Below are 21,660 nucleotides of genomic sequence, written 5' to 3' on the forward strand. Positions count from 1 at the left end.
AATAAACCTGTAGGTTTGTGGTTAACGTTTTTTTAACATATTACGTTTAAGCCAATGAATAGCTTTAGACACGTAATATTCATTCTCATTTTCAAGGCTATCAATAGCCTTGTGAATATACGAATGAAAGTGCGGAAAACGCGTGTAATATTCCAATAAAACCAGAGCCATTCGCCTTTGCCATATTTTTTTGGATGTGATCAGTTGCTCTGAAAGATGGAAAATTCGTTTTTGTTCTGATAAAGCAATAGACCGAATGCTTTGGGAGCTCAAACAATCGCAGATCGCCCAATCTTCAACCGATGCAGAGAATTTTCGGATTGTAGACAATGTCTTCACAGGTTCTTTTTTAGCCTTGAATCCGATAATTTTAGCGGATAACATGCGTTCTTCAAATTTTCCGGATTTCCATAACTCATTAATCAGTTTAAAATCGCAAGTTTTATATGTTTTAGCCAGATTATTGAGTACCGGCATACGAACGCCGTAAACACCTTTAGCTGTAGGAACAGCTTTGTGAGTGGCTAACTTAGCTTCAACTGTTGAAGCCCTTTTCAAACTTTTCTTTATTTCAATCAGATGTTTCATAAAATGACAATCGGATGCAGTTCGGAAGTAAAAACACGGCTATAGAAAACCGACCTTTTGACGCATGAGATCCCGTGCGTTTTTAATGGCCGCATCAGTGATGATTGCACCACCTAGAAGTTTGGCAATCTCTGTTTCTCTCTCATTTTCCTTCAGTTGACGAATTGTCGTTATTGTATGATGCCCCTGCGTTTGTTTTTGAACGCTAAAATGTGTTTGGGCCAATGCAGCTATTTGAGGTAAGTGCGTGATGCTGATGATTTGGTGAGACTCAGACAGTTCACTTAACGCGATTCCAACGGCTTGTGCAATACGACCGGATATGCCGACATCAATTTCGTCAAATATCATGGTGGGAATTTTATCCGATTGCGCTAAGGCCGTTTTTAAACTAAGCATAATACGCGAAATTTCACCGCCGGAAGCTACTTTGACGAGCGGTTTAAGTGATTCACCGGCGTTAGCCGAAATGAAAAATTCAACATGATCAATACCTTGTGCCGCAGCTTGGACGGGCTTATCTTTCGAAATAAACCAACCATTCGGTGCCTCAATCTGTGCGATCATAGTTTTAAATTGTGCTTTTTCTATGCCGAGCTTAACCAACTCTTGCGCAACACGTTTATCAAGTTTTTCGGCGGCTTTGGTTCGTGTCGCAGAAACCGCATGTGCGCACTTACCGTAGTTTTCAATAGCTTTATTTAGTTCCTTTTTTAAAGCTAGAAGCTGGTCATCATAATTCTCTGATAATGAAACATAGCCTTGATACTCTTCTTTGGCTCGGATTATGTCTTCAATAGAACCGTATTTACGTTTCAATTTTTGTAAATTCATCAATCGCGTTCGCATGAGCTCTAAACGCTCAGGATCAAATACGATTTTATGATTATATTCGCCCAAAACGCGGGCTATTTCCGCGATAGCAATTACGGCGCTATCGAAATCTTTCTGATAATCAATCAGCCTCTCATCAAACGAACAAAGTTGATTAAGTTTTGATTTTACTTGCTCCAATCGTTCGATAATGGCCCCATCCGATTCGTATAAATCTTGGTACGCGCTGCGGCTCAATTCATATATTTTCTCCGAATTCGAAGCTAATTTTTCTTCTTGTATTAATGATTCATCCTCGCCCGGTTGAGGATTGACTTCTTCGATCTCTTTAAGTTGAAAACTATAATATTCTTTCTTATCAATTATACTCTGTTTATTGGTTTCAATTTCATGAATACGACGCTGGAGCGCTGTAACTGATTTATATATTTCAGTCAGTTGCTGTACATTTTCAGCATTGTTGGCATATGCATCCAAAAATTCGATATGGAATTCTTGGCGAATGAGAGATTGATGTTCATGTTGACCATGTAGATCAACGAGATAATCACCGATGGATTTGAGCAATCCCGTAGTAATAAGATTGTCATTTACAAAACAACGATTTTGACCGCGTGTCGAAATCTCACGGCGCAATACAAGTTCATCATTCCATTCCAGGTCATTATCCGTGAAGATTGCTCTTAAAAGGCGATTCGGTTTAGTGTGAAAGACGCCTTCGATTATCGCTTTATCCGCTCCGTTACGAATATGATCCGTCGATGCCCTTTCACCCAATATCATCGAAATTGCGCCCAAAAGAATGGACTTCCCAGCGCCCGTTTCACCGGTAATAATATTCAATCCTTTACCAAAGATAATTTCAGCATCCTCGATAAGCGCGAAATTCTTAATTGTTAGCGAAGTGATCATAAAGGCATTATTGGCGGGATGATTTGATCCTTAGAATTAACTTGGCCATTTCGACGGCGGCCATTGCGGCTTCATACCCTTTATTCGATTTATCATTTTTGACACGATCCATTGCATCTTCCAAGGTATTGACTGTTAATACTCCAAAAATGACGGGTACACCGGTTAATAGACTTACTTGTGATAGTCCGCGCGTTGTTTCGGCTGAAACGTATTCAAAATGTGGTGTATTTCCTCTTATTACACAACCGAGAGCAACGATTGCATTATATTTACCTGTTTCGCATAAATGTTTTGCCGAGACAGGGAGCTCCATAGCGCCCGGAGCATCATAAACATCAATGTATTTTTGATCAATACCCGCATCTTGAAACCCTTGAGCCAAACCTTCAAACAATAAATTTACTACATTTTGATTGAAAGCGCTCTTTATGATCCCAAAAGAAAGATTAGGAGACTTTAAGGAAGATGTATGCATTAGAAGGTTACCTCAAGCGATGGATAAGCCTTTAATCTTAAATTAAGATCATTAACCGGATTGATACGAAGGCCCATTTGAACAGATTCAGTAGAATTAGAAGTCTTATACTTCTTAGTGATCCACACAACATCTAACACGCTAAGCGCTCTATTTGCAAGCATATAACCCGTTGCATTTCTAGCATTTTCTAGCCATGCATTGCTTTTTACACGCATGCTTCGATAGTATTTCATGCGATCCGTCAAATTATAGGGTGTATATCCTGTAGAACGATTGGGAATATCTACCAAATCCCAATTTGCATCACTCCACCCTTGTCCAAACTGTTCAGGATACTTATAGATCATTTCATAATATTGCTGGCGTCCGCTTTTGTATAAATGATGTACGGATATACCGCTAAGGCTTCCCCATTCGTTTTCGGCAGCTTCAAGTTTATCTCTATCAATACCTGATGATTTGCGACCTAAATAACCATCCGAGAGCTGCAAGGTTGTTTCTAAAAATAGAAGATAGTTATCTACATTCCAATTTTTATCGGCATACCTAATGTATTCTTTTTCTTTTTTAAGTCCTGCATTACGGTATGAAAAATAAGTTATCCATGTTGCGGTTTCTGCAACCATAAAGAGCCCTGCAGCCCAATAACTTCTTTTTCCTTGCTTCAAATACAGTTCGCCGGCTCCAGGCATTAAGATGGATAAACCGATTGCTTTCAATGTAGATGGTTTTGAAGCAGTAACTTCATTTTGCTTTCTTATGACTATCGGCGATGATTGCGTTTCATAAGTTTGAGCAACAAGACCCAGCGCAACAATATGGACGCAGCAAAAATAGAATTTGTACTTCAACATTATTTTTCTTTAACAGTTTCCTCAGAAGATGCATTATTCTGCTCCTCACGGGCACTTGTAATTGTGATATTAGTCGCACTTACCGCTTCTTTACCGGAGTTTAGATCTTTAACACGAACTTCTAGAGCAGCAACTCCGGTCGGCAGATCCGCTATATCAAAAGCTATATATTCTTTTTCATTCACGGACTTACCTTCTTTGACGGTAACAGAAGACGTCGATGCTTCTTTCTTCCCGGTAAAAACACCGGCTACGGAGCTCAAAAAACTTTGATTGCTCTCAAGCATTTTAATGGAGTAGGATACCTGATACGATGTCCTATTATCTGCGTTCTTGGCTAAATTATAGATTTCATAATAAATGGTTAATGGCTTAGTATTAACTAATCCGGCAGCCGGGTTGGGCACAACTTTAAGATTCGACTGAGGTTTAAGGTATTTATCTTTCGTTAAAGTTTGGTCAACATATTGAGCGATTTCTATATCGCTTACCAATAACGAGTCCGAATTATAATCCCGAACATTAAGAACGAATTGATATATTCCGACGCGATCTTTTTCATTATTTCTCATTTCAACGGCTGCAATATATTTCCCCGGAGTGATATCCGCATCAAACTGATCTAAGAAAAAGTGCGATGTTGTTTCTTTTCCAAATGCCGATATGTCAAAATCTCTCTCAACCGATTTCACTTCATTATATTTCAAATCATATAATTTCATATGAAGCTTAATTGATGTATTAAACTTGTCCACTTGCGTAATGCTCGGCGCAAAATTAAGTACTTTAAACGGAACTGTATAATAAAACTCCAATCTTGAATCTTTTTTATTAATACTCCGGAACGACGCAAAATTGCAATTCATGGGCAGATGCGGTGCACCGACATCAAATATGAAATTTTGCTTTTTAGAGTATTCTATATTGGCAAGATAGTCTTGAGCAAAATTATTTGTCATTAAAAAATTAGAAGCAAAATTTGTACGCTCGAGTCGTTCATAAGCGGTCGGATCGCCTTTAGACAATGTTACAGTCGAATTAAAAGCCTCTTCAGCTCTTCCTTTTACAACATCAAGCTGAGTTTTGATCCTGTCAGCCATACGTTGATAATATGGATTAATAAGTGCACGTTCGTTAAAAATATCATATAAAGTACTCCCGCGATTACTGATGTCAACCGCGTCAAAAAGCGAGCCAAGCTCATAATAACCCGATTTTTCTATAAAATCGAAGTACAAGCCAGACTTTATATGATCATACGTCCATGATTCGTTATCTCTTACTTCATCTGTAATTCGCCCAATATATCTCTGACCAGGTTTTCCTAACCTCAAATAAACCATGCCTCGGTCATCATACCATGGTTCAGCAGATTTGGAAAAATTTGAACGAACAAACGATAATCGTTTGTAATGCTCTATTAATCTTTCATTTACTGCATCCAAAGGATTGGGGTCACGTTTTTTCCAAAATATATTGATAAAAGCCAACCGTTCTTCGTATGACTTTAAGGAATCGTCCCATTGTTTAATTTCTTTTTCAGTTGCTATATCACGACAGTCTGAAAATAGGCGATCGATGTTTTTAGTATCACGTATTTCATTCAACCCCCCATAAAAAGCTTCGCTAGCCTCAGTAGAACGATTAAGATCAATAAATACCATGGATAATTCAATTAATGGCCAAGTATCATTTAGATCTATAAGTGTACCTTGCTTAAACGCATCTATTGCCAAATCATACTCACCTTTTTCACGATAAATATATCCGAGTTGTATCCAAACGTTAGGAAATCCAAACGAAGAATACCGATCATTTTTTTTGATTACATTTCTAATGTCAGTTTCTGCCCCATCGAAGGCTCCATCAAGTCGCAATACTACACCTTTTACAAACCACAGTTCAATATCATTTGGATTGAGAACCACTGCACGTTCGATCATTTTACGAGCGCGCTTTATTTTATCACCAAAAATTTTAGATAACGCTTTAGCAGCAGTTGGCAATCTTTCAAAAGCTCGTATATTTTCAACTGCTTGATTTTTCAAAATCTCAACCGAGTCTATTTCCGACTGTGCAGTTAGGTTTTTACCTACAAAGAAGTTTACTATAAAAAACGTCCCAACTAAAATAAAGATTTGTTTTTTCATGTTTTGTCTTTCTTTAATTTTTCATTCAAGAATCTAAATATAAGCTTTCATTTTTTTAATTCAAATAAATCAAATTTTTAAAGTTCATTATTATTGACGTCAATTATTTGACACCTCCAAAATTACTACATTTCACAATTTAAAATACAAACACATAAGCGCTTAATTGTTAATGTTTTATAAAAAAACAACTAAACTGAAATATTGGCATTATTTATGCTTCTAAATAAGAGGTTCTCAAAGACAAATCAATACTAATAAAATTTTGAAAACAGACAAAGCACAAAAGCCCAATTTACAGCAACTCACATCTACACATCAAGAGATTGATCTGATTTCGAATTCAAAAAAGCCAACTGTTTTATTAGTAGAAGATGATGACATTGCCGGCTCGACTATAGCTATGATGGTTGAGACATTACATTGTAGTGTGATACGCGTTGAAAATGGGCTTGATGCGTTAAGTATTGTCGGCTCCATGAAGATAGATTTAGTTATCACTGATTTGTGTTTACCTGTCATGTCGGGAACAGAAATTATTGAGCACATCAGAAAAATAAATAAAACCGTGCCTATTTTCATTGTTACGGGTTATTTGCATACGGCTACCGAAACAGAAATGATCTCAGATTCCGATAAAAAAAGTTGTGGTGTCATCGAAATACTTATGAAACCCATCCGTATGAAAAATCTCTTAGATAAAATCAAAGAACATACGCTAATTGAAAGTGCTCCTAAAGCCGCTTTAATGAAAATCTAATTTGCCCGCTTTATCTCCTTTCTTGATAATGAGAACCGATAGGGTTGAATGTACCATTCAACCCTATTTTTTTATCATAAAACTCTTGCATTGGCGAAATAATTTTATATTATATGAGTTATAAGGAATATGTATTAAAGCCTCACGCACTTCCCTCCTTATAGTGAGAACCGATAGGACTAAGTCGCCAGACTTAGTCCTAGTTTATTATCTAGCCTTTTTAGCGGCTTTCTTTCTCAATTGTTTACCATGTTCAGAGTTGATTTTTGTATTTACATCTATATAACCAGGATATTCAATATTTAATCCCGCTACGTTAATTGTCGGCTTAACTTTTACAGTTATGCGCGTAGGCTTGTCACCTTCTCCGGCCAAATTAAATGCCAACTTTACTAAACTTTCGGCCGATTCGTTACTAAATGATTTCTTTAAGTCCATTTCAATATTAAGCGGTACCGTCGCATCTGAATCCGGTAAAATTTCTACCATCTGATCCAAGGCACCCCTCACTATTTCGTTGTTATCTATAAGAACAATCCATTCAAGTCGATTCATTCCAGCCGGTTTTTCATTAGGATTTTCGACCGACAAGTTAAGAGTAAATGTTAAAGGTAACGTTTTTTTGGTTAGTGCATCAGTTAATTGTGCAGCTTTTTTTAAACTCAAATCCTTAACTGACTTTACATTTTGTATTTTAATATCAGACAGTTGCATGTGTTCGATATTTTGAACGGAAAAATCACATTTGGCAAACGTTTTTGCCATATCAATTTGTTTGGCCACACTACAAGAAGACAGCCAAACAGTAAATATACTGAGGCCAATTAAACCTAATTTTTTCATATAATTAACTCCGTATTTATTTGATCCTCTTTTTGACAATTTCAGAATATTCGCCATCTGGACTACGTCTCAGGTATTCCATGAATTGCGTTTTGGCTTGTGTGATTTGATTGGTCTTTAGCAATGCCATACCAAAATAGTAGTTATTTATGGCGGCTTCCTCGTCAGTGAAAGTTGATTGGATAAAGCATACCTTGTCCAAAATACGGATTGCAGCATGATTATCTTGTTTTAGAAACGCAATGATCCCTTGCATACCCGTATAAAGAAAATTGACCGAATCTACCTGTAAAGCCTCTAAAATATAGGATTCTGCTTTGGTATAGTCGTTCATTTTGATCGCTAATATGTATGCCATGCGATATTTGGCATACGCAAAGTTTGGCCGTATATCAATCGCTTTACGATAATAATTCATAGAAATTTCATATAGACCCAATTCCTCACAATCCTGACCTATCTCGGCATATATCCGGGCTTTGTCAGGCATCATTGCCGCTACTTTTTCAAACTCTGCCGTGGCCTGCGTTAATTTACCCCAAACAGCATATAAAACACCCAAATGCCTATATGCAAAATCGCTGTACATATCATATTCAATAGTAGCTAAAAATTCAGATTCGGCTTTTTTCATTAATGATTCGGCGGAATCAGGATAGATTTTACGAACTTGAACAGCCATTTTGAGATGAATCCACCCCATAGTATCGAAATAATATGGGTTCCTCTGTGATAATTCTATCGATTTCTGCGAATATTTTTCAGCCGCATCAAGCTTTATTCCACTTACCGCATACCGCCAAGCTATATTGTTATAAGCGCCATTTTCCTCAGGATATTTCCTGATATTTTCAAACATAAGTGAATCGCCGCGCTTGAAATCATCCGCCGCCGTATATATATCCGCATAAATTTGGTCAAGATTCGGAAGCGAAGAATTGGCTTGCTTTACTACATCAAGCGCATCAATGGCTTTTTTTATACGATCGGCCTTTTCTTGTGCCGTCAAGAAGTTTACATTAATTTCTGTCTGATAAAGACCTGCTACGCTTAGATAGTTTCCTATATTTTCAGGTTCATATCGTAAAGCAAAATTCAATTGTTCATGAGCTTTTTCAAAATCACCCGTTTCAGCCAATATACTGGCATAAAACGTTCGAGGTTGACTTATAAGTGGATTGATACGAATGGCCTGCTTGAGCTCATTCATAGCCTCGTCATATTTTTTTTGCGAAAACAAAGCGCTGGCTGAATATAGGTAATTTGTGATATTGGATTCATCAATCTGTTTGGCGCGCCGCGTTATTTGCAAAACCTTATCATAATCATATTGGGACAACAATAACCCAGCGCGTCTTAAAATCAAGTCAATACTATTAGGCCGCATCTGAAGAAGCGTATCCATAATGACCGATGCTTTGTCAAACTCATCCTTCTGAAGATGCAAAAGCATCATTCCTTCCATCGCGCCTTCATAGTTGGGCTTTAGACGCAAGGATTCGCGATAAAGTTGTATTGCTTTATCAAAATTTCGAACTCCGGAAGCTTTATCACCTTCCCATTTTTTTTCAACGGCCTGATACGAATTAAGCGGCTCCTCAGTCACAACTACCGGCGTTTCCAGGGGTAAGACGATCGCGCATTCATTGCCGGACTGTTGCCACTCTCTTAAAAAATCATCGTACGGAATGGCGTGATTATTAGCTACCGTAGGATCATGCATAATGATCTGATGCTTTGTTTCATCATATCCGATAACAACGACAACATGTCCAAAACCAAAAGGACTTAAAAATACTAATACGGGTATTCCCTGATCAATGCGCCGCTTGAGGTCATCTAAAGTACCGACATAACCAAATGATTTATATTTTCCTAAGCTTCTGGGATAATGAATGATATCATTAGACTGTGCTCCCGCATAGTCACTTTTGATTTTTTCATAGATCTCGTCTTGGTCAATGGATTGTTTATAATACGACAAAACCATCGAAAGAGATGCGGCAGCGCATTGTGGACCGTGCTGTCGGACGTAGGGTATATTTTCAAGTACAACTTTTTTTGGTTTTTCGAGGTTTTCAATCGTCGTATGAATTAAATCAACAGCATATGAAGCGTCTTGCTGAGTCAATTTAGCCGTTGCGTCACGAAATTCTTTGGTCACAAAGACATTTTTAAGTTTGCGAATCAGGCGTTTTTGTATGTCAAATTCGAACTCCGATTCACCTTTATTTTGAATCGTAACATATCCTGTTTCACCATACCGAGCCGCATCATAACTTCCAAGAACACCGTAATACTTTTTCCCGTAAGCAATCTGACTGTTGATGTCATCCAATTCGGTAACGGCATCAAGATTGCCGAGCTTAAAGATATTCTGACCGGAACGCCATATTTCACCTTCCGAAATCACACGGCGTGTAAAATTACCGTGTAAATCCTCCATAACGGCTATGACTAATCTCGATAAACCCACAGGATCTTCTTCCATCAATCCATATATATTTGTCACTCCGTAGATATCGGAAATTCTGAGATAAAACCTTTGCCCCTGAATTGCTTTTTCTTTTGCCGCAATCGCATAACCATTGATTTCAAGAATATCTAATGCAAATTCAGCGACACCATAAGGGGTAATGTCTAGTACTTGCTCTTGGAACGTGATAATTATTTCACGAGATAGATCACCATTGGCATCCGCACCTAATAATGCATCATTTTTGGATTTTATTTTTAATCGGTAAGTATTGGTTTGTCCGATACGTAAGGAGTCGTCAAAGTAAAAACGCGAGGGACCGATGGACTGAGAAAATTGACCTATACCGGCTTGCTGTAGATCGTTTTCGTCCGGTACAAAATATTCAGGTACTCGACGCGACAAAGTTTCATAGATTGAAACAGCATTTTCATAATCGGATTTATCGGCATACACTTTTGAAAGATAATACAGCGCATCCCCGTCCGCCGTGTCTATCCGCAAACACTGCAGAAATTGTTGAATACTTTTATCGTGCCAATCCAACCGTGAGTAAACCAAAGCCAGATTATAATGAAAATTCTTTTTTAATTTATCGGTATATGCTAGCTGCAATCCGCGAAGTAATGTTGGCTCCGCCGCTTTATATTGCCCGTTCCGATATTGGATCAATCCTAATTGTAGATATGCTTCCGGATACAATGAATCGGCAGCAATCGCTAAACGGAGATAATATGATGTACTGTCAAAGCCGCTTGTGTGTGCTAAGGCTTTTTCGAAATAGAAATATGCTTGTTGGCTGATCTTGCCTTCATTGATACGTCGAATGGTCTCAAGAGAACTTTTTACTGAGGGTTGGTCAGATTTTATAGAAAGCGATTTTTCGTAATAAGCCTGTGCCTCTTTCAACTGGTTTTTTTTGAACAAAAGGAAACCCATATTTGCAAAATCATCCGAATCCGCCATGTTATTTTTGGTCAGCCACTCATAATTAGTAAACGCTTCGTCATACTCTTCCATAACATACAAAAGCCGAGCCGCTAAGTGGCGTGATAAGAAGAAATCCGGTTCAATTTCCAATGATTTTGTTAGCGATTGTTTTGCTAAACCATAGCCTTCCTGACGGTCCATATGTCCGTTTTGTACCGATTCGAACGCAATCATGGCTTTCAGAAACAAATTGAGTGCTTCTTCTTTGAATGTGCCAGAAATAATAAGTCTTACAGCCTGAGCCAAGTGCGGAGGATATTTGTCATTGATCCCCTCGCGAATGACTTGTTCTAGATTTGGCAAAGCATCATTCCACAAACCAACATGAAGTTGACACAAGGCATATTCATATCGCATATCGGTCGTAACAAGCAGCTTTTCGCGCAACATCCGATCATAAATCGGGATCGCCATCGCAAAATCACCCTGATCGTAATAATATTGCGCTAGGGAACTCCAAGCATAAGCATTGGCTGAATCCATTTTGGTAAGACGCAAAAGGTCACTTTCTATACCCGGTTTATTTAGTGCGCGTGCCGCATCAGCCAAAAAAGATAGGCCTTGTGCATCCGAAGGATAGTTCTCATTGTAGTACTTTGCTAATTCATAACTTTCTTCAAAGCGATTAAGATTGTACAAAGTACGCGCATACGGAAGCGCAACGCGACCCGGTTCACTACGCAACGCTAGTGCTTTTTCGAAATACAATGCCGCTTTTCGATAACTTCCCTGCTTTTCATACAAAGAAGCAATAGTCACGTAGGCTTCATAAAAAGCCGCATCTTCACGAATCGCGTTTTTATAATTTTCCAGAGCGGCATGTATCGCATCAGGATTTTTCTTTTCTAATTTCAAGCCTTCAAGATAATATTGCCGTGCTTTGTCGTTTTGTGTGGAAAGCTGAACCTGAGAGCAGCTCCAAATAACGATAAGTGATAAAAAAGGAATTCTGATTAATTTCATGCGTATGGCCGATAGTTAGGTAAGAAATTATTCCGCACTTCGATATTAGTTACCGAAATGTAAAAATTCAAATAGAATCGTGTCTATTTTATTATTGGATTTTGAAAAGTATAGACTGCTCGACGATAGTGTCACCAGCGTCAGATTCAATTTTTTGGAAATAAATTTGTTTTAACATGTTAGTAAGGCATTCGATAAAAGCTTGATTTTTGGTACCCGAAAAAACGGTTGTGATGTCGCCAATTGAACCGTCGGTCTTGATTACAAAGCGGAAACGGACTTTGAAGGAAGTTGCGGTTTTATTGTCAAAATTTTGACTATAACACAGACTATAGTAATTTATTTTTTGCTGAATTTTTTCGCTGATCTCGCTTTCCGAACGATTTTTACTGTACACGGCCGGAGCTAAACAAAACACCTGCAATCCCCCTGAATGGGCATAAGCATTAAATTCACAACAAAAACCAAATATTAATATCAAAAATACTCGATACATAGACTAAATATCTCTTTCATTAAAAACTATCGCCGTAAAGGACTTTATAACCGTTGTTTTTTCTCTCCATGCATGTTTGCTTAGACCGGCTTTGTGGCATGTTTGTTCGATAAACGTTATACGATCCCATTGATATTCAGTTGCAACCTGAGGCAAAAGCAATCCGTGATAGAAACCGCTTTCGATCATAAGTCCGTGCGTTCCGACCATAATATCATTGATATTTTCAACACGAGAAAATGTTGATAAAACAGATATTTCTAACTCGATTTCATTTAACTCGTCCGGTTGAAGCGGTCCAAAGCGATCATCATTTAAGGCCGCCGACCGCGCAGCCATAATTACTGTTTTATACAGCGGTTCCCTCGCTTCAATATACCCAATGCACCCGCGTAAATGCCCGCGTTTCTCTATCGTTACAAATGCACCGGCTTTCTCTTTTAATGCCGGGAAAGTCGCGACTTCTTTTTCATAATCTGGTACTTTTGTACGCTTTACGGCGGCATTTATCGTCGTGCGGGCTATATGAATGAGATTTTTTTTGGTTTCTTTATCGAGATTCATAACCTCCTCCCGATGTACGAATATAGAGCTCTGCGAACAGCATCTGTAGGCATGTCTACATTAGTCCATAGCTTAAATGATTGAGCGGCCTGAAACAAAAGCATTTCCAAACCATCGCTTATAATCCATTGGTGTTTTTTGGCCATAGATAAAAATGGCGTATCATTGATGGAATAAGCGATATCAATAGCTGTACCCGTAGATCTTTTAAATAATTGTTCGTCAAAATGCTCAGACTGCGTCGGTATCGTATTAACGACTAACGAAAACTGAATTGTTTTCATATCTGAAGCCGTCACTAATTTAAACAAATTCTTTTTTACAAACATGTTATTAAAATGTTCGACAAGTTTGTTGGCTTTTTCTGCAGTACGATTAGATATAAATATCGCTGATTCCGGAAAAAGGTTACCCAAAGCATAGGCAACTGCGCGCGCACCACCGCCTGCACCTAAAATGAGAATATTATTATTTATCTGGTCTATATTGCATGTTTGTAATGCTTGGGAAAATCCATAGGCATCCGTGTTATAGCCTCTGATCAAGTTCTCTGAAAAAACAATCGTATTGACTGCTCCGATGGATCGGGCTTCGTCCGACACCGTATCGCATAGATATAAAGCTGTTTCTTTGTGCGGAATGGTAATATTAAGGCCTTTGATGCCTAATGCTTGAGCGCCACGGAGAGCTGTTTCAAATTTTTCAGGAAAAACGTTCCATGGAACGTAGCACGACGTGATTTTTAAATGCTGAAAAGCCGTATTGTGAATAATCGGCGATAAAGAATGGCTGACCGGATACCCCATAATGCCATAAAGGGTCGTTGTACCTGTAATCCAATCATTAATCACGGGTAGAAATCATATATTCAGGGGATAAAAAAACGCTATCCGACATAACTTCGTATGTTCGAATGTTGTCGGTGAGAATTTTTCTTTTTCCGTCGCCGCTTGTTTTGGTAGTAGAAAAAGAAATCCCGTTTACGGAAACCCAATCCTGCCATAGGTAGTGTCCTTTTTCTGCATCCGGGCCCTGGAGTAAAAACTTCCAACTTTCCATTCGGCTCGTAACGGGATCAATCATAACCCAATACTGATCACCAGGCGTTAAACCAACCTGTGCAAAAGACAAATGCAGCGTCTGTAATGTTTTGCCAGTTATTGAATCCTTTTGAGTGCCGTCGTAACGCAAACGGACACCATCATCGCGCCACTTCCAGGGCATGATCAGCCAATACGTGTCATTGATATAACGTCCATACCCATAATCCAGTTGCTTTTTCAAAGCATCCCCGCTTTGGATTTGACCGTTTACCCATGCCGCCCCTTTTTTTTCATTTAAGTCAGAAAATACTACTGAATAAACTTCACCCGCTCGGTTTTTACCTTCGACACGATACCGATTGCGGTGTTTATCCCATACATGACGGTGTTTTGAAACTTCCTTACCGTTTGAAACAACCGAAAAATCAAAAGAAATATATCGCGTCTCATCGAACCGTTGTTTCCCGCCTAGCGCATCCCATACTTTCTTAGTCCACAGGGCACTGGCAGAATCTGCTTCTCCTTGCAAATCAGATTCACTCATCACCGCGTTAGAAATGGCTTCCGGAAGAGTTGGTGTCTTAGGTTTACAACCAATAAGAAAACCTAAAATTAAAATAAGACGATATTTCATTATTGTTTCTTACTGACTTTTTCAGCTTGTTTTTTTATGTATTCTTCATTGACAATTTTACCGCCTACCCGATACGCGCCGAGATAACTTTCATCATACATGATAAAATATCGGTTATCTTTCAATTGAAACACCTGAACTTGAAGTATTTTTTCATCAGCACCGGTAGACAGATCGTCAAAAATACCATACGCAACCAGCTCAGCGGGCGTTGCTTCTGTACCTATTTCTGTGTGAATAGAATACGGTTTGATTTCGGCATTAAATACATATTCTTCGTTTTCTGCCAGTGAAGAACCAAGGAAACCACCACCTACGGCTCCTCCGATAATCATAAGCATAGGTAAAGGGCCAGCTAATGTTTTAACTCCTTTGGCTTCTGAAACTTTCGGACCTATAATCAAACCGGCACCTGCTCCCACTAAAAGACCGGCTCCGCCGCCGATGAGCATGTTTGATTTTTGTGACATAGCGCTTCGAACTTCTAACTTAGATATCGCATCAAGCGGAATTTCGCTTCGAAGTGTTGACTGTTGTACAATCAAAACGTCTTTATTTAAACCGACGATTTTGCATTCAAAGTCTATACCAGCAATATGTACTGAAGCGGAACGACCGGAAAGACCGGATTGTTTATTTTGCAGGTCGCTGTGCTGATACATCTTGGAGCCTGCGCTACAGCCGATAACCAACGAGAGCGATAAAGTCGTTAAACAAGTAATAAGACCTCTCAACATTTTGATTCTCCAGATATGTGTTTTTATTATTAATGACCTAAAAATCTTTCAGCATCGATGGCGGCCATACATCCGGAACCGGCAGCTGTGATTGCTTGACGATACGTTTGATCCTGAACATCGCCACAAGCAAAAACACCTTCAATATTTGTTTTTGAAGACTTACCTTGCGTGATCAGATAGCCGCTTTCATCCATATCAAGAATGCCCTTGAATAAATGCGTATTGGGCTGATGACCAATCGCTAAAAACAAACCTTGCGAAGATACCTCGGAAAGCGCTCCGTTGACCGTGTTCCGAAGCTTAAGGCCTTGAATCTGAGTGTTTTCATCACCTAAAATATCCACAACTTCGTTATCCCAGATAAAATTTACTTTTTCATTTTTTTGAACGCGCTCCTGCATGATTTTGGATGCTCGGAGCGTATTTCTGCGATGGATGATCGTTACCGATGCTGCAAATTTGGTCAAATATCCTGCTTCCTCCATAGCCGTATCGCCGCCACCGACGACATGGATATGTTTGCCTTTGAAAAAGAATCCGTCACATGTCGCACAAGCTGACACACCATGCCCTATCATTATTTTTTCCTTGGGAAATCCCAGCAATTTGGCGGATGCTCCCGTAGCAATTATCACGGCTTTTGCTAAATGCACCTCACCACTATCGTCAGTAAGCTTAAAAGGCCTTTGAGAAAAATCGACTTTATCAATGCTCCGAAAAACACACTCCGTACCAAAACGCTTGGCCTGTTCACGCAGCATCTCCATCATTTCAGGTCCCATAACACCTTTTGGGAAACCAGGATAATTTTCAACTTCCGTTGTTATGGTCAATTGCCCGCCAGGTTGATGCCCTTCAAAAATTACCGGATTTAGGTTGGCTCGAGACGCATATATAGCCGCCGTGAAACCTGCCGGACCGGAGCCTATGATAACTACGTTTTTAACTTCCGCACTCAAGGTTATACTCCATATTTATAAATTGGTCAATGAAAGTTTTCTAAGTTTTTGTAATTGGCTCCACTGTATGGGTAATTGGACAAGTAACGAGACACTAAATCCGACTAACGGCAACCACGGCCATATCAATTCCGGCTCGGTCAGCCTGCATAATAACATAGCTAGAGGGAAGAAAATTCCTCCGGCAATACTACTTAAGACTATTCTTTCCGTATAAGCCTCAAGCATGAAAGGCGTTTTGTGATTTGTGCCTTTGAGTTTCCACCATAACATTTCGACAAACCAAGCACTAAAATAGATCGAAGCCGATACTCCGAATAGGCGAAACCAATAGAAGAAATCATTATTGGGATGTACTACATAATCATAAAGCCAAACAATCAAAGCGCTTACATTAGAATATGTAAAGTTTCGCATGAAGCCATTGCGGAACGAATCGAAATCCGTGTTCAGATAAATGTCTTTGAGGCGATCTTGATCACGTAGCTGCATGGAAGTAATAGTATGAATTTTTTTTGGTAGGCGCAATGTTCAAAAAGGAATACAAATAAATAATAAAATAAACTGCCCCAAAAATTTCAACCAAGCTTAAGATGCCTCATTTTATACCACAAACAATAGCCGAATTCTCATCATTGATTGCAATCCTTAAGATAGTAGCTAAAGGTGACGAACCTTTGGGGCAGCATTAAAAACTCAGTAAATCAAATTATTCCCATGCCAGCGAAATGGATGCTGCGAAGTTACGCGGCAGACCCGGTTCTAAATACATAGGCTTTTTATTAACGCTATTCAAATCGGGATTGATAAATGTCGAACCTGCGTATTTCTTATCCATAAGGTTATTGACGGAAATGAAGCCTCGGATTGTGTAATGCTCGCTCAATCGTATCGGTTCACCTATACCTATGGAAGCGTTAAAAACCGTATAAGCAGGAACTTTGATTGTGTTGGCATCATCCGTATAGTACGATCCGATACCCTGAACCGTCAATTCAGCAAAAATCCACTTCATGAAATCCGGAGTCCATCTGCCCGATACCGAGTAATAAAAATCCGGAACTCCGGCCTGTTTATTATCGCTGTAATCGGTGAATTTCCCGGTACTGGCGGCATTTATGAGCGACGAGTCAATACGATATTTTTCATATGTGTTTTTGGAAATCGTAGCGCTCGTTTTTAGTGAAAATCCTTTTGCAAAATCTGTTTTTTCACTTATTTCTAAGCCAATACGTTGTGTTTTCCCTGCGGTCATATAAAAACGCCCGCTTCGATACGGAATCACATCGTTAGTAACCTGTATCCAAAATAAAGCCGCGTCATAAGTTATACCTTTAAGAAATCCTTCTTTTGCGATCACTTTCTTAGTACCTATTTCCGCCGTGACAGATGTAATAGGTTTTAACAATGGATTAAATGATTTATAAGAATTGACCGTATCTGCAGGATCCGTTTCATTGCCGGCTGGAACTTCGACACCTCCCCCAATATTGGCGTACATACTATGAACGGGCGTGATGCGGTATGTTATGCCGGCTTTAGGTGTCCAATGTGTAAAAGATTTTTTCTGTTTTCCTATTGATGCATCTAAGAAATTTTGATTATAGTACGTAACATCATCATACCTTAAACCGGTAAGCAGCGTCCATTTCTCGTCAAATTGAATCTCATGTTGGATAAAATAGCCAAGACTGCGTGCGCCTTCCTTTTTATTTTGAAATTTGCTGGTGTCTTTAGCGGGAATATCGCGTCTGCCGTTAGTTAACGGATAAAACAAAATAGCGCCATCTTGATAAGCCAAATCTCCTCCGACAAGCGTTATGGTTTTCAGAGTACCCCATTCATGATTATGCCGATACATGGTATTGCCGCCAATATGGTAACGCGTGAAATCGCGATAGGTATTACGTTCAGAACGATGCAGTACTTTGGGATTTACAAATGCCATCCCGGATATTTGATTCTCATCATTGATGTTATGCTGCAAACTGAGACCCATGTATAATATTTTATTATTTCGTCGCTCACGCTGTGTTTTATAAGCAGGATTGGCTTGGGTAGGCAAAGAATCATACTGCTGTTTCGTCAAAGGCCCCGGGATACTAAATTGATTATGCCCTCCCACGAGTAGCGCTGTAAATGTAGTTTGTTCAGTGACCGAAGATTGTAAGCCCATCGTGAGAATGCGTCGCTCGGCTTGCGAATTGGCGCGCCAACCGTCATAGGAATTTTGTGTATAACCTGCATAAAACTGGGTACTGCCTATCGTAGTACCGGTTCGTGCATGCCACTCTTTCAGGCCAAAACTTCCCGTTTTGGCCTGCATAACGGCGAAACGACCGCTGTTTGAAGGCAAAGTAGAAATATCCACAATACCTCCTCCGGCATTACCCCATACAGAAGACGCATTGGAACGAACAACTTCCATGCGGTCGACCATATTCATATCAATCAGATCCAGCGCTGTACGCCCATCCGGTTCGGTTAAGGGCAATCCATTAAGTAAAACGCGTATGCCACGCGAAGTGCCCGCATTGGAGCGATCCCCTGCACCACGTGTACCAAAACCGCGAATCGAAATGCGTAAATCGGTTCCACCCGAACGGGATTGCGCCAAAACACCAGGAATATGAATCATGGCATCATTCATACCAAATCCACGTTTGGTATCAAACTCTTTACGGTCAATAACGCTGACAGCCAGCGGCACTTCAATGATGGATTCGGGAACACGCGTGGAAGTGATCGTCGTACCTTCCAGATTATAAATTCGCGTACTGTCCTTATTTTGCCCAATGAGCAAAAATGGAAAGAAATGCGCTATCACAACCGCGCATAATAAACTATTTTTCATAGTACTCCTACCTGAGTAAATAAAAGAATGGAACCATGCAGCACACCCACATAAGCCATTCGGACTTATATCGTGATTTCTCCACACGGAAAATGAATTACTAAAGCCAATGTAGAGTACTAAAATTTGGCGGATGGAATGTAAAGGTTGGTATTTCCGGATACGGAGCTATAGGAAGCAGAGACCAAATTAGGGTAAACGCTTCATCGGCATAACTACCAATAAATGGCGATACGACTGTAAAAAATATTGGTTTGAGTTTAAGTTTAAATCGTTGATCGGCATCGCGTTTTGATTCTTCCTTAATAAAAACACTATGGGGCGAATCAGGATGACTTTTCGTTATGAATGTATCTTCATCGTTATCCGGTGCATCCCAATACAACACGACTTGCAAAGGCGAAAACCATAATCCCAGCAACGCGTACGGCTGACTTACCGCAAAAACGGTTGTTATCAATACCGGTAAAACGAGTGTGTGTTTAATAAGAAAAGCCCATCGCATGAACGAAATATAAAGCTATATTTATGTCGTGCAAATATGATTTATTGTTTTTGAAACTTTAAAATTCCGTTGATTTTTTTGATTAAGCCAGTATATTCCACTGTTCTTTGGAATGTCGTCCAACGGTAGGACAGTGGACTCTGGATCCATTAATCGGGGTTCGAATCCCTGCATTCCAGCACATAAATGCCCGATTTTGATCGGGCATTTACTTTTGTTACCTGCAATAAATTGCTTGCAATTTTCGACCTCGTTTTCTATCATAAACTATTGCGTCAAATATGTTCAATTTATCCCTTTTGGGAGGTGTTTTAGATGAATTTAGGAATGCCCGAAATAATCGTAATAGCTGTCGCCGTTCTTATTCTCTTCGGCGCGAAAAAAATACCCGAATTTGCTCAAGGTCTTGGTAAAGGTATTCGCGAATTTAAGCGTGCAATGAATGGCGCTGAAGATGAAATCAAAAAAGGTTTATCCGATAATCAGGAACGTAAACCCTAAGCTTATTTGACATGTTTTTCACTATCCCGATAGGCCGCATGGTGATCGGGATTTTTTTTGTATAACCATATTTAATCCACAATGCATAAAACTTTTTCTCAGATCTCTGAAGATTTAAAATCCGGCGCGACGAACTGCGAAACGATCGTTTCTCAATACCTTGATTCGATCAAATCTCAATCTGCTTTAAACGCATTTATTCACGTTTTGCCGTTCGAAAAAACCATAGCACGAGCCAAACATATTGATGCGAAAGTCAAATCGGGTCAGTATGGCCGTTTAGCCGGTATGGTCGTCGCTGTAAAAGATGCGATCGTCGTCAAAGATGAAAGCGCAACGGCCGGTTCACAAATTTTAAAAAACTATGTCTCCCCTTTTTCCGCAACGGTTATTGAGCGCCTTGAAAATGAAGATGCAATCGTCATCGGTAAAGCCAATATGGACGAGTTTGCGATGGGGTCATCCAATGAAAATTCATCATTTGGTCCCGCGCTCAATCCTTTAGATACATCGCGGGTTCCCGGCGGTTCATCCGGTGGCAGCGCCGTAGCGGTAGCCGCAGGACTTAGCACGACATCGCTAGGATCTGAAACCGGTGGATCGGTTCGTTTACCGGCCAGTTTTTGTGGTGTGGTCGGGCTCAAACCGACGTATGGGCGCATTTCGCGTTATGGCCTGATTGCGTTTGCCTCTTCCTTTGATCAGATCGGGCCGATGGGGCTTACGGTCGAAGATACGGCAAGGCTCACGCACACTATCGCCGGTATTGATCACCGCGACGCGACCAGCGCTTCTTCCCCCGTTCCTAATTACGCGGATGAATTAAAAAAAGGTGTCAAAGGACTTCGTATCGGTATTCCCAAAGAATATTTCGGACAAGGACTTGATCCTGAAATTCGTGCAGGTATCGAAAAGACAATTGAAAAACTAAGCAAAGAAGGCGCCGTGTTTAGTGATATAACACTGCCACATACAGAATACGGCATTGCAACATATTATATTCTTGTTACGGCGGAGGCCTCATCAAATCTTGCACGCTACGACGGGGTGCGGTATGGTCACCGCAGTACAAAGTCCGTTACGATGGCGGACATGTTTATCAAAAGTCGCAGTGAAGCCTTCGGTGAAGAGGTAAAGCGCCGCATCATGCTCGGTACTTATGTGTTGAGTGCAGGTTATTATGACGCGTATTACAAAAAAGCGCAGAAAGTCCGTACGCTAATCAAAAAGGATTTTACTCAAGTTTTTTCGCAAGGTATTGATTGTATCTTAGCGCCGACGTCACCGACGGTAGCGTTCAAGTTCGGTGAAAAATCCAACGATCCTTTGGCCATGTATTTATCGGATGTTTATACCGTTAATATCAATATCGCCGGTAACCCTGCTATCAGCGTACCGTGCGGCAAAAATTCGGAAAATATGCCTTATGGCGTACAGATCATCGGTAAAGACTTTGATGAAAGCATGTGTTTCCGCGTGGGTGCTGCGATCGAATCATTACGCTAGTCGGAGG

Annotated in this window: 19 protein-coding genes and 1 tRNA gene; 4 read left to right on the forward strand and 16 right to left on the reverse strand. The window is 39.9% G+C overall.

Going from position 1 to position 21,660, the window contains the following annotated elements:
• Positions 1-21 precede the first annotated feature (21 nt).
• The 5 genes from HUU58_02020 to HUU58_02040 are packed head-to-tail and all read right to left on the reverse strand — an operon-like array spanning position 22 to position 5,819.
• Positions 22-588 carry a DNA alkylation repair protein gene (locus HUU58_02020; protein NUN44431.1) on the reverse strand — a complete coding sequence of 189 codons (567 nt, stop codon included), beginning with the start codon at positions 586-588 and terminating at the stop codon, positions 22-24.
• 39 nt (positions 589-627) lie between these two features.
• The gene (gene recN, locus HUU58_02025; protein NUN44432.1) at positions 628-2,334 is read right to left on the reverse strand and encodes a DNA repair protein RecN; all 1,707 of its coding nucleotides are present in this window, start codon (positions 2,332-2,334) and stop codon (positions 628-630) included.
• Between the two features lie 7 nt (positions 2,335-2,341).
• Positions 2,342-2,812, reverse strand: a complete 471-nt coding sequence (locus HUU58_02030; GenBank protein NUN44433.1) for a 6,7-dimethyl-8-ribityllumazine synthase — start codon at positions 2,810-2,812, stop codon at positions 2,342-2,344.
• The gene (locus tag HUU58_02035) at positions 2,812-3,669 is read right to left on the reverse strand and encodes a hypothetical protein (protein NUN44434.1); all 858 of its coding nucleotides are present in this window, start codon (positions 3,667-3,669) and stop codon (positions 2,812-2,814) included. The genes HUU58_02030 and HUU58_02035 overlap by 1 nt, the downstream gene beginning before the upstream one ends.
• Positions 3,669-5,819 carry a GWxTD domain-containing protein gene (locus HUU58_02040; GenBank protein ID NUN44435.1) on the reverse strand — a complete coding sequence of 717 codons (2,151 nt, stop codon included), beginning with the start codon at positions 5,817-5,819 and terminating at the stop codon, positions 3,669-3,671. Before HUU58_02040 ends, HUU58_02035 begins: the two co-directional genes overlap by 1 nt.
• A gap of 265 nt (positions 5,820-6,084) precedes the next feature.
• On the opposite strand from HUU58_02040, the gene HUU58_02045 reads away from it, so the two are divergent.
• Positions 6,085-6,579, forward strand: coding sequence for a response regulator (locus HUU58_02045; GenBank protein ID NUN44436.1), 495 nt, complete (start codon positions 6,085-6,087; stop codon positions 6,577-6,579).
• 207 nt (positions 6,580-6,786) lie between these two features.
• Here the strand turns inward: HUU58_02045 and HUU58_02050 are convergent, their stop codons facing one another.
• The 11 genes from HUU58_02050 to HUU58_02100 form a co-directional block, all read right to left on the reverse strand.
• A complete protein-coding gene (locus tag HUU58_02050; GenBank protein ID NUN44437.1) occupies positions 6,787-7,422 on the reverse strand; it encodes an LEA type 2 family protein in 636 nt (211 codons plus the stop codon).
• 16 nt (positions 7,423-7,438) lie between these two features.
• A complete protein-coding gene (locus HUU58_02055) occupies positions 7,439-11,851 on the reverse strand; it encodes a tetratricopeptide repeat protein (protein ID NUN44438.1) in 4,413 nt (1,470 codons plus the stop codon).
• A gap of 91 nt (positions 11,852-11,942) precedes the next feature.
• Positions 11,943-12,347: an AgmX/PglI C-terminal domain-containing protein gene (locus HUU58_02060; protein NUN44439.1), complete on the reverse strand. Its 405-nt coding sequence runs from the start codon at positions 12,345-12,347 to the stop codon at positions 11,943-11,945.
• A 3-nt stretch (positions 12,348-12,350) separates the two neighbouring features.
• A complete protein-coding gene (amrA, locus tag HUU58_02065; protein NUN44440.1) occupies positions 12,351-12,911 on the reverse strand; it encodes an AmmeMemoRadiSam system protein A in 561 nt (186 codons plus the stop codon).
• The gene (aroE, locus tag HUU58_02070) at positions 12,908-13,762 is read right to left on the reverse strand and encodes a shikimate dehydrogenase (protein NUN44441.1); all 855 of its coding nucleotides are present in this window, start codon (positions 13,760-13,762) and stop codon (positions 12,908-12,910) included. The genes amrA and aroE overlap by 4 nt, the downstream gene beginning before the upstream one ends.
• The gene (locus HUU58_02075; protein ID NUN44442.1) at positions 13,755-14,588 is read right to left on the reverse strand and encodes a hypothetical protein; all 834 of its coding nucleotides are present in this window, start codon (positions 14,586-14,588) and stop codon (positions 13,755-13,757) included. The genes aroE and HUU58_02075 overlap by 8 nt, the downstream gene beginning before the upstream one ends.
• The gene (locus tag HUU58_02080) at positions 14,588-15,325 is read right to left on the reverse strand and encodes a hypothetical protein (GenBank protein NUN44443.1); all 738 of its coding nucleotides are present in this window, start codon (positions 15,323-15,325) and stop codon (positions 14,588-14,590) included. The genes HUU58_02075 and HUU58_02080 overlap by 1 nt, the downstream gene beginning before the upstream one ends.
• Before the next feature lie 29 nt (positions 15,326-15,354).
• Positions 15,355-16,293: a thioredoxin-disulfide reductase gene (trxB, locus tag HUU58_02085; protein NUN44444.1), complete on the reverse strand. Its 939-nt coding sequence runs from the start codon at positions 16,291-16,293 to the stop codon at positions 15,355-15,357.
• Between the two features lie 9 nt (positions 16,294-16,302).
• On the reverse strand, positions 16,303-16,704 hold the full coding sequence (locus tag HUU58_02090) for a hypothetical protein (GenBank protein ID NUN44445.1): 402 nt from the start codon (positions 16,702-16,704) through the stop codon (positions 16,303-16,305).
• 292 nt (positions 16,705-16,996) lie between these two features.
• Positions 16,997-19,141: a TonB-dependent receptor gene (locus HUU58_02095; protein ID NUN44446.1), complete on the reverse strand. Its 2,145-nt coding sequence runs from the start codon at positions 19,139-19,141 to the stop codon at positions 16,997-16,999.
• Positions 19,142-19,241: 100 nt separating this feature from the next.
• The gene (locus HUU58_02100) at positions 19,242-19,646 is read right to left on the reverse strand and encodes a hypothetical protein (GenBank protein ID NUN44447.1); all 405 of its coding nucleotides are present in this window, start codon (positions 19,644-19,646) and stop codon (positions 19,242-19,244) included.
• 108 nt (positions 19,647-19,754) lie between these two features.
• On the opposite strand from HUU58_02100, the gene HUU58_02105 reads away from it, so the two are divergent.
• The 3 genes from HUU58_02105 (at position 19,755) to gatA (ending at position 21,653) form a co-directional block, all read left to right on the forward strand.
• Positions 19,755-19,825, forward strand: a tRNA-Gln gene (locus tag HUU58_02105).
• Between the two features lie 136 nt (positions 19,826-19,961).
• Positions 19,962-20,147, forward strand: coding sequence for a twin-arginine translocase TatA/TatE family subunit (locus HUU58_02110; protein NUN44448.1), 186 nt, complete (start codon positions 19,962-19,964; stop codon positions 20,145-20,147).
• 81 nt (positions 20,148-20,228) lie between these two features.
• The gene (gene gatA, locus HUU58_02115; GenBank protein NUN44449.1) at positions 20,229-21,653 is read left to right on the forward strand and encodes an Asp-tRNA(Asn)/Glu-tRNA(Gln) amidotransferase subunit GatA; all 1,425 of its coding nucleotides are present in this window, start codon (positions 20,229-20,231) and stop codon (positions 21,651-21,653) included.
• Positions 21,654-21,660: the final 7 nt, after the last annotated feature.

This window comes from bacterium (genome assembly GCA_013360215.1).
GTDB lineage: Bacteria > CLD3 > CLD3 > SB21 > SB21 > JABWCP01.

Excerpts from the sequence above, each read along its gene's own strand:
- HUU58_02020 (NUN44431.1), bottom strand. The coding sequence starts at position 588 with ATGAAACATCTGATTGAAATAAAGAAAAGTTTGAAAAGGGCTTCAACA.
- recN (NUN44432.1), bottom strand. The coding sequence starts at position 2,334 with ATGATCACTTCGCTAACAATTAAGAATTTCGCGCTTATCGAGGATGCT.
- HUU58_02030 (NUN44433.1), bottom strand. The coding sequence starts at position 2,812 with ATGCATACATCTTCCTTAAAGTCTCCTAATCTTTCTTTTGGGATCATA.
- HUU58_02035 (NUN44434.1), bottom strand. The coding sequence starts at position 3,669 with ATGTTGAAGTACAAATTCTATTTTTGCTGCGTCCATATTGTTGCGCTG.
- HUU58_02040 (NUN44435.1), bottom strand. The coding sequence starts at position 5,819 with ATGAAAAAACAAATCTTTATTTTAGTTGGGACGTTTTTTATAGTAAAC.
- HUU58_02050 (NUN44437.1), bottom strand. The coding sequence starts at position 7,422 with ATGAAAAAATTAGGTTTAATTGGCCTCAGTATATTTACTGTTTGGCTG.
- HUU58_02055 (NUN44438.1), bottom strand. The coding sequence starts at position 11,851 with ATGAAATTAATCAGAATTCCTTTTTTATCACTTATCGTTATTTGGAGC.
- HUU58_02060 (NUN44439.1), bottom strand. The coding sequence starts at position 12,347 with ATGTATCGAGTATTTTTGATATTAATATTTGGTTTTTGTTGTGAATTT.
- amrA (NUN44440.1), bottom strand. The coding sequence starts at position 12,911 with ATGAATCTCGATAAAGAAACCAAAAAAAATCTCATTCATATAGCCCGC.
- HUU58_02075 (NUN44442.1), bottom strand. The coding sequence starts at position 14,588 with ATGAAATATCGTCTTATTTTAATTTTAGGTTTTCTTATTGGTTGTAAA.
- HUU58_02080 (NUN44443.1), bottom strand. The coding sequence starts at position 15,325 with ATGTTGAGAGGTCTTATTACTTGTTTAACGACTTTATCGCTCTCGTTG.
- HUU58_02090 (NUN44445.1), bottom strand. The coding sequence starts at position 16,704 with ATGCGAAACTTTACATATTCTAATGTAAGCGCTTTGATTGTTTGGCTT.
- HUU58_02095 (NUN44446.1), bottom strand. The coding sequence starts at position 19,141 with ATGAAAAATAGTTTATTATGCGCGGTTGTGATAGCGCATTTCTTTCCA.
- HUU58_02100 (NUN44447.1), bottom strand. The coding sequence starts at position 19,646 with ATGCGATGGGCTTTTCTTATTAAACACACACTCGTTTTACCGGTATTG.
- HUU58_02110 (NUN44448.1), top strand. The coding sequence starts at position 19,962 with ATGAATTTAGGAATGCCCGAAATAATCGTAATAGCTGTCGCCGTTCTT.
- gatA (NUN44449.1), top strand. The coding sequence starts at position 20,229 with ATGCATAAAACTTTTTCTCAGATCTCTGAAGATTTAAAATCCGGCGCG.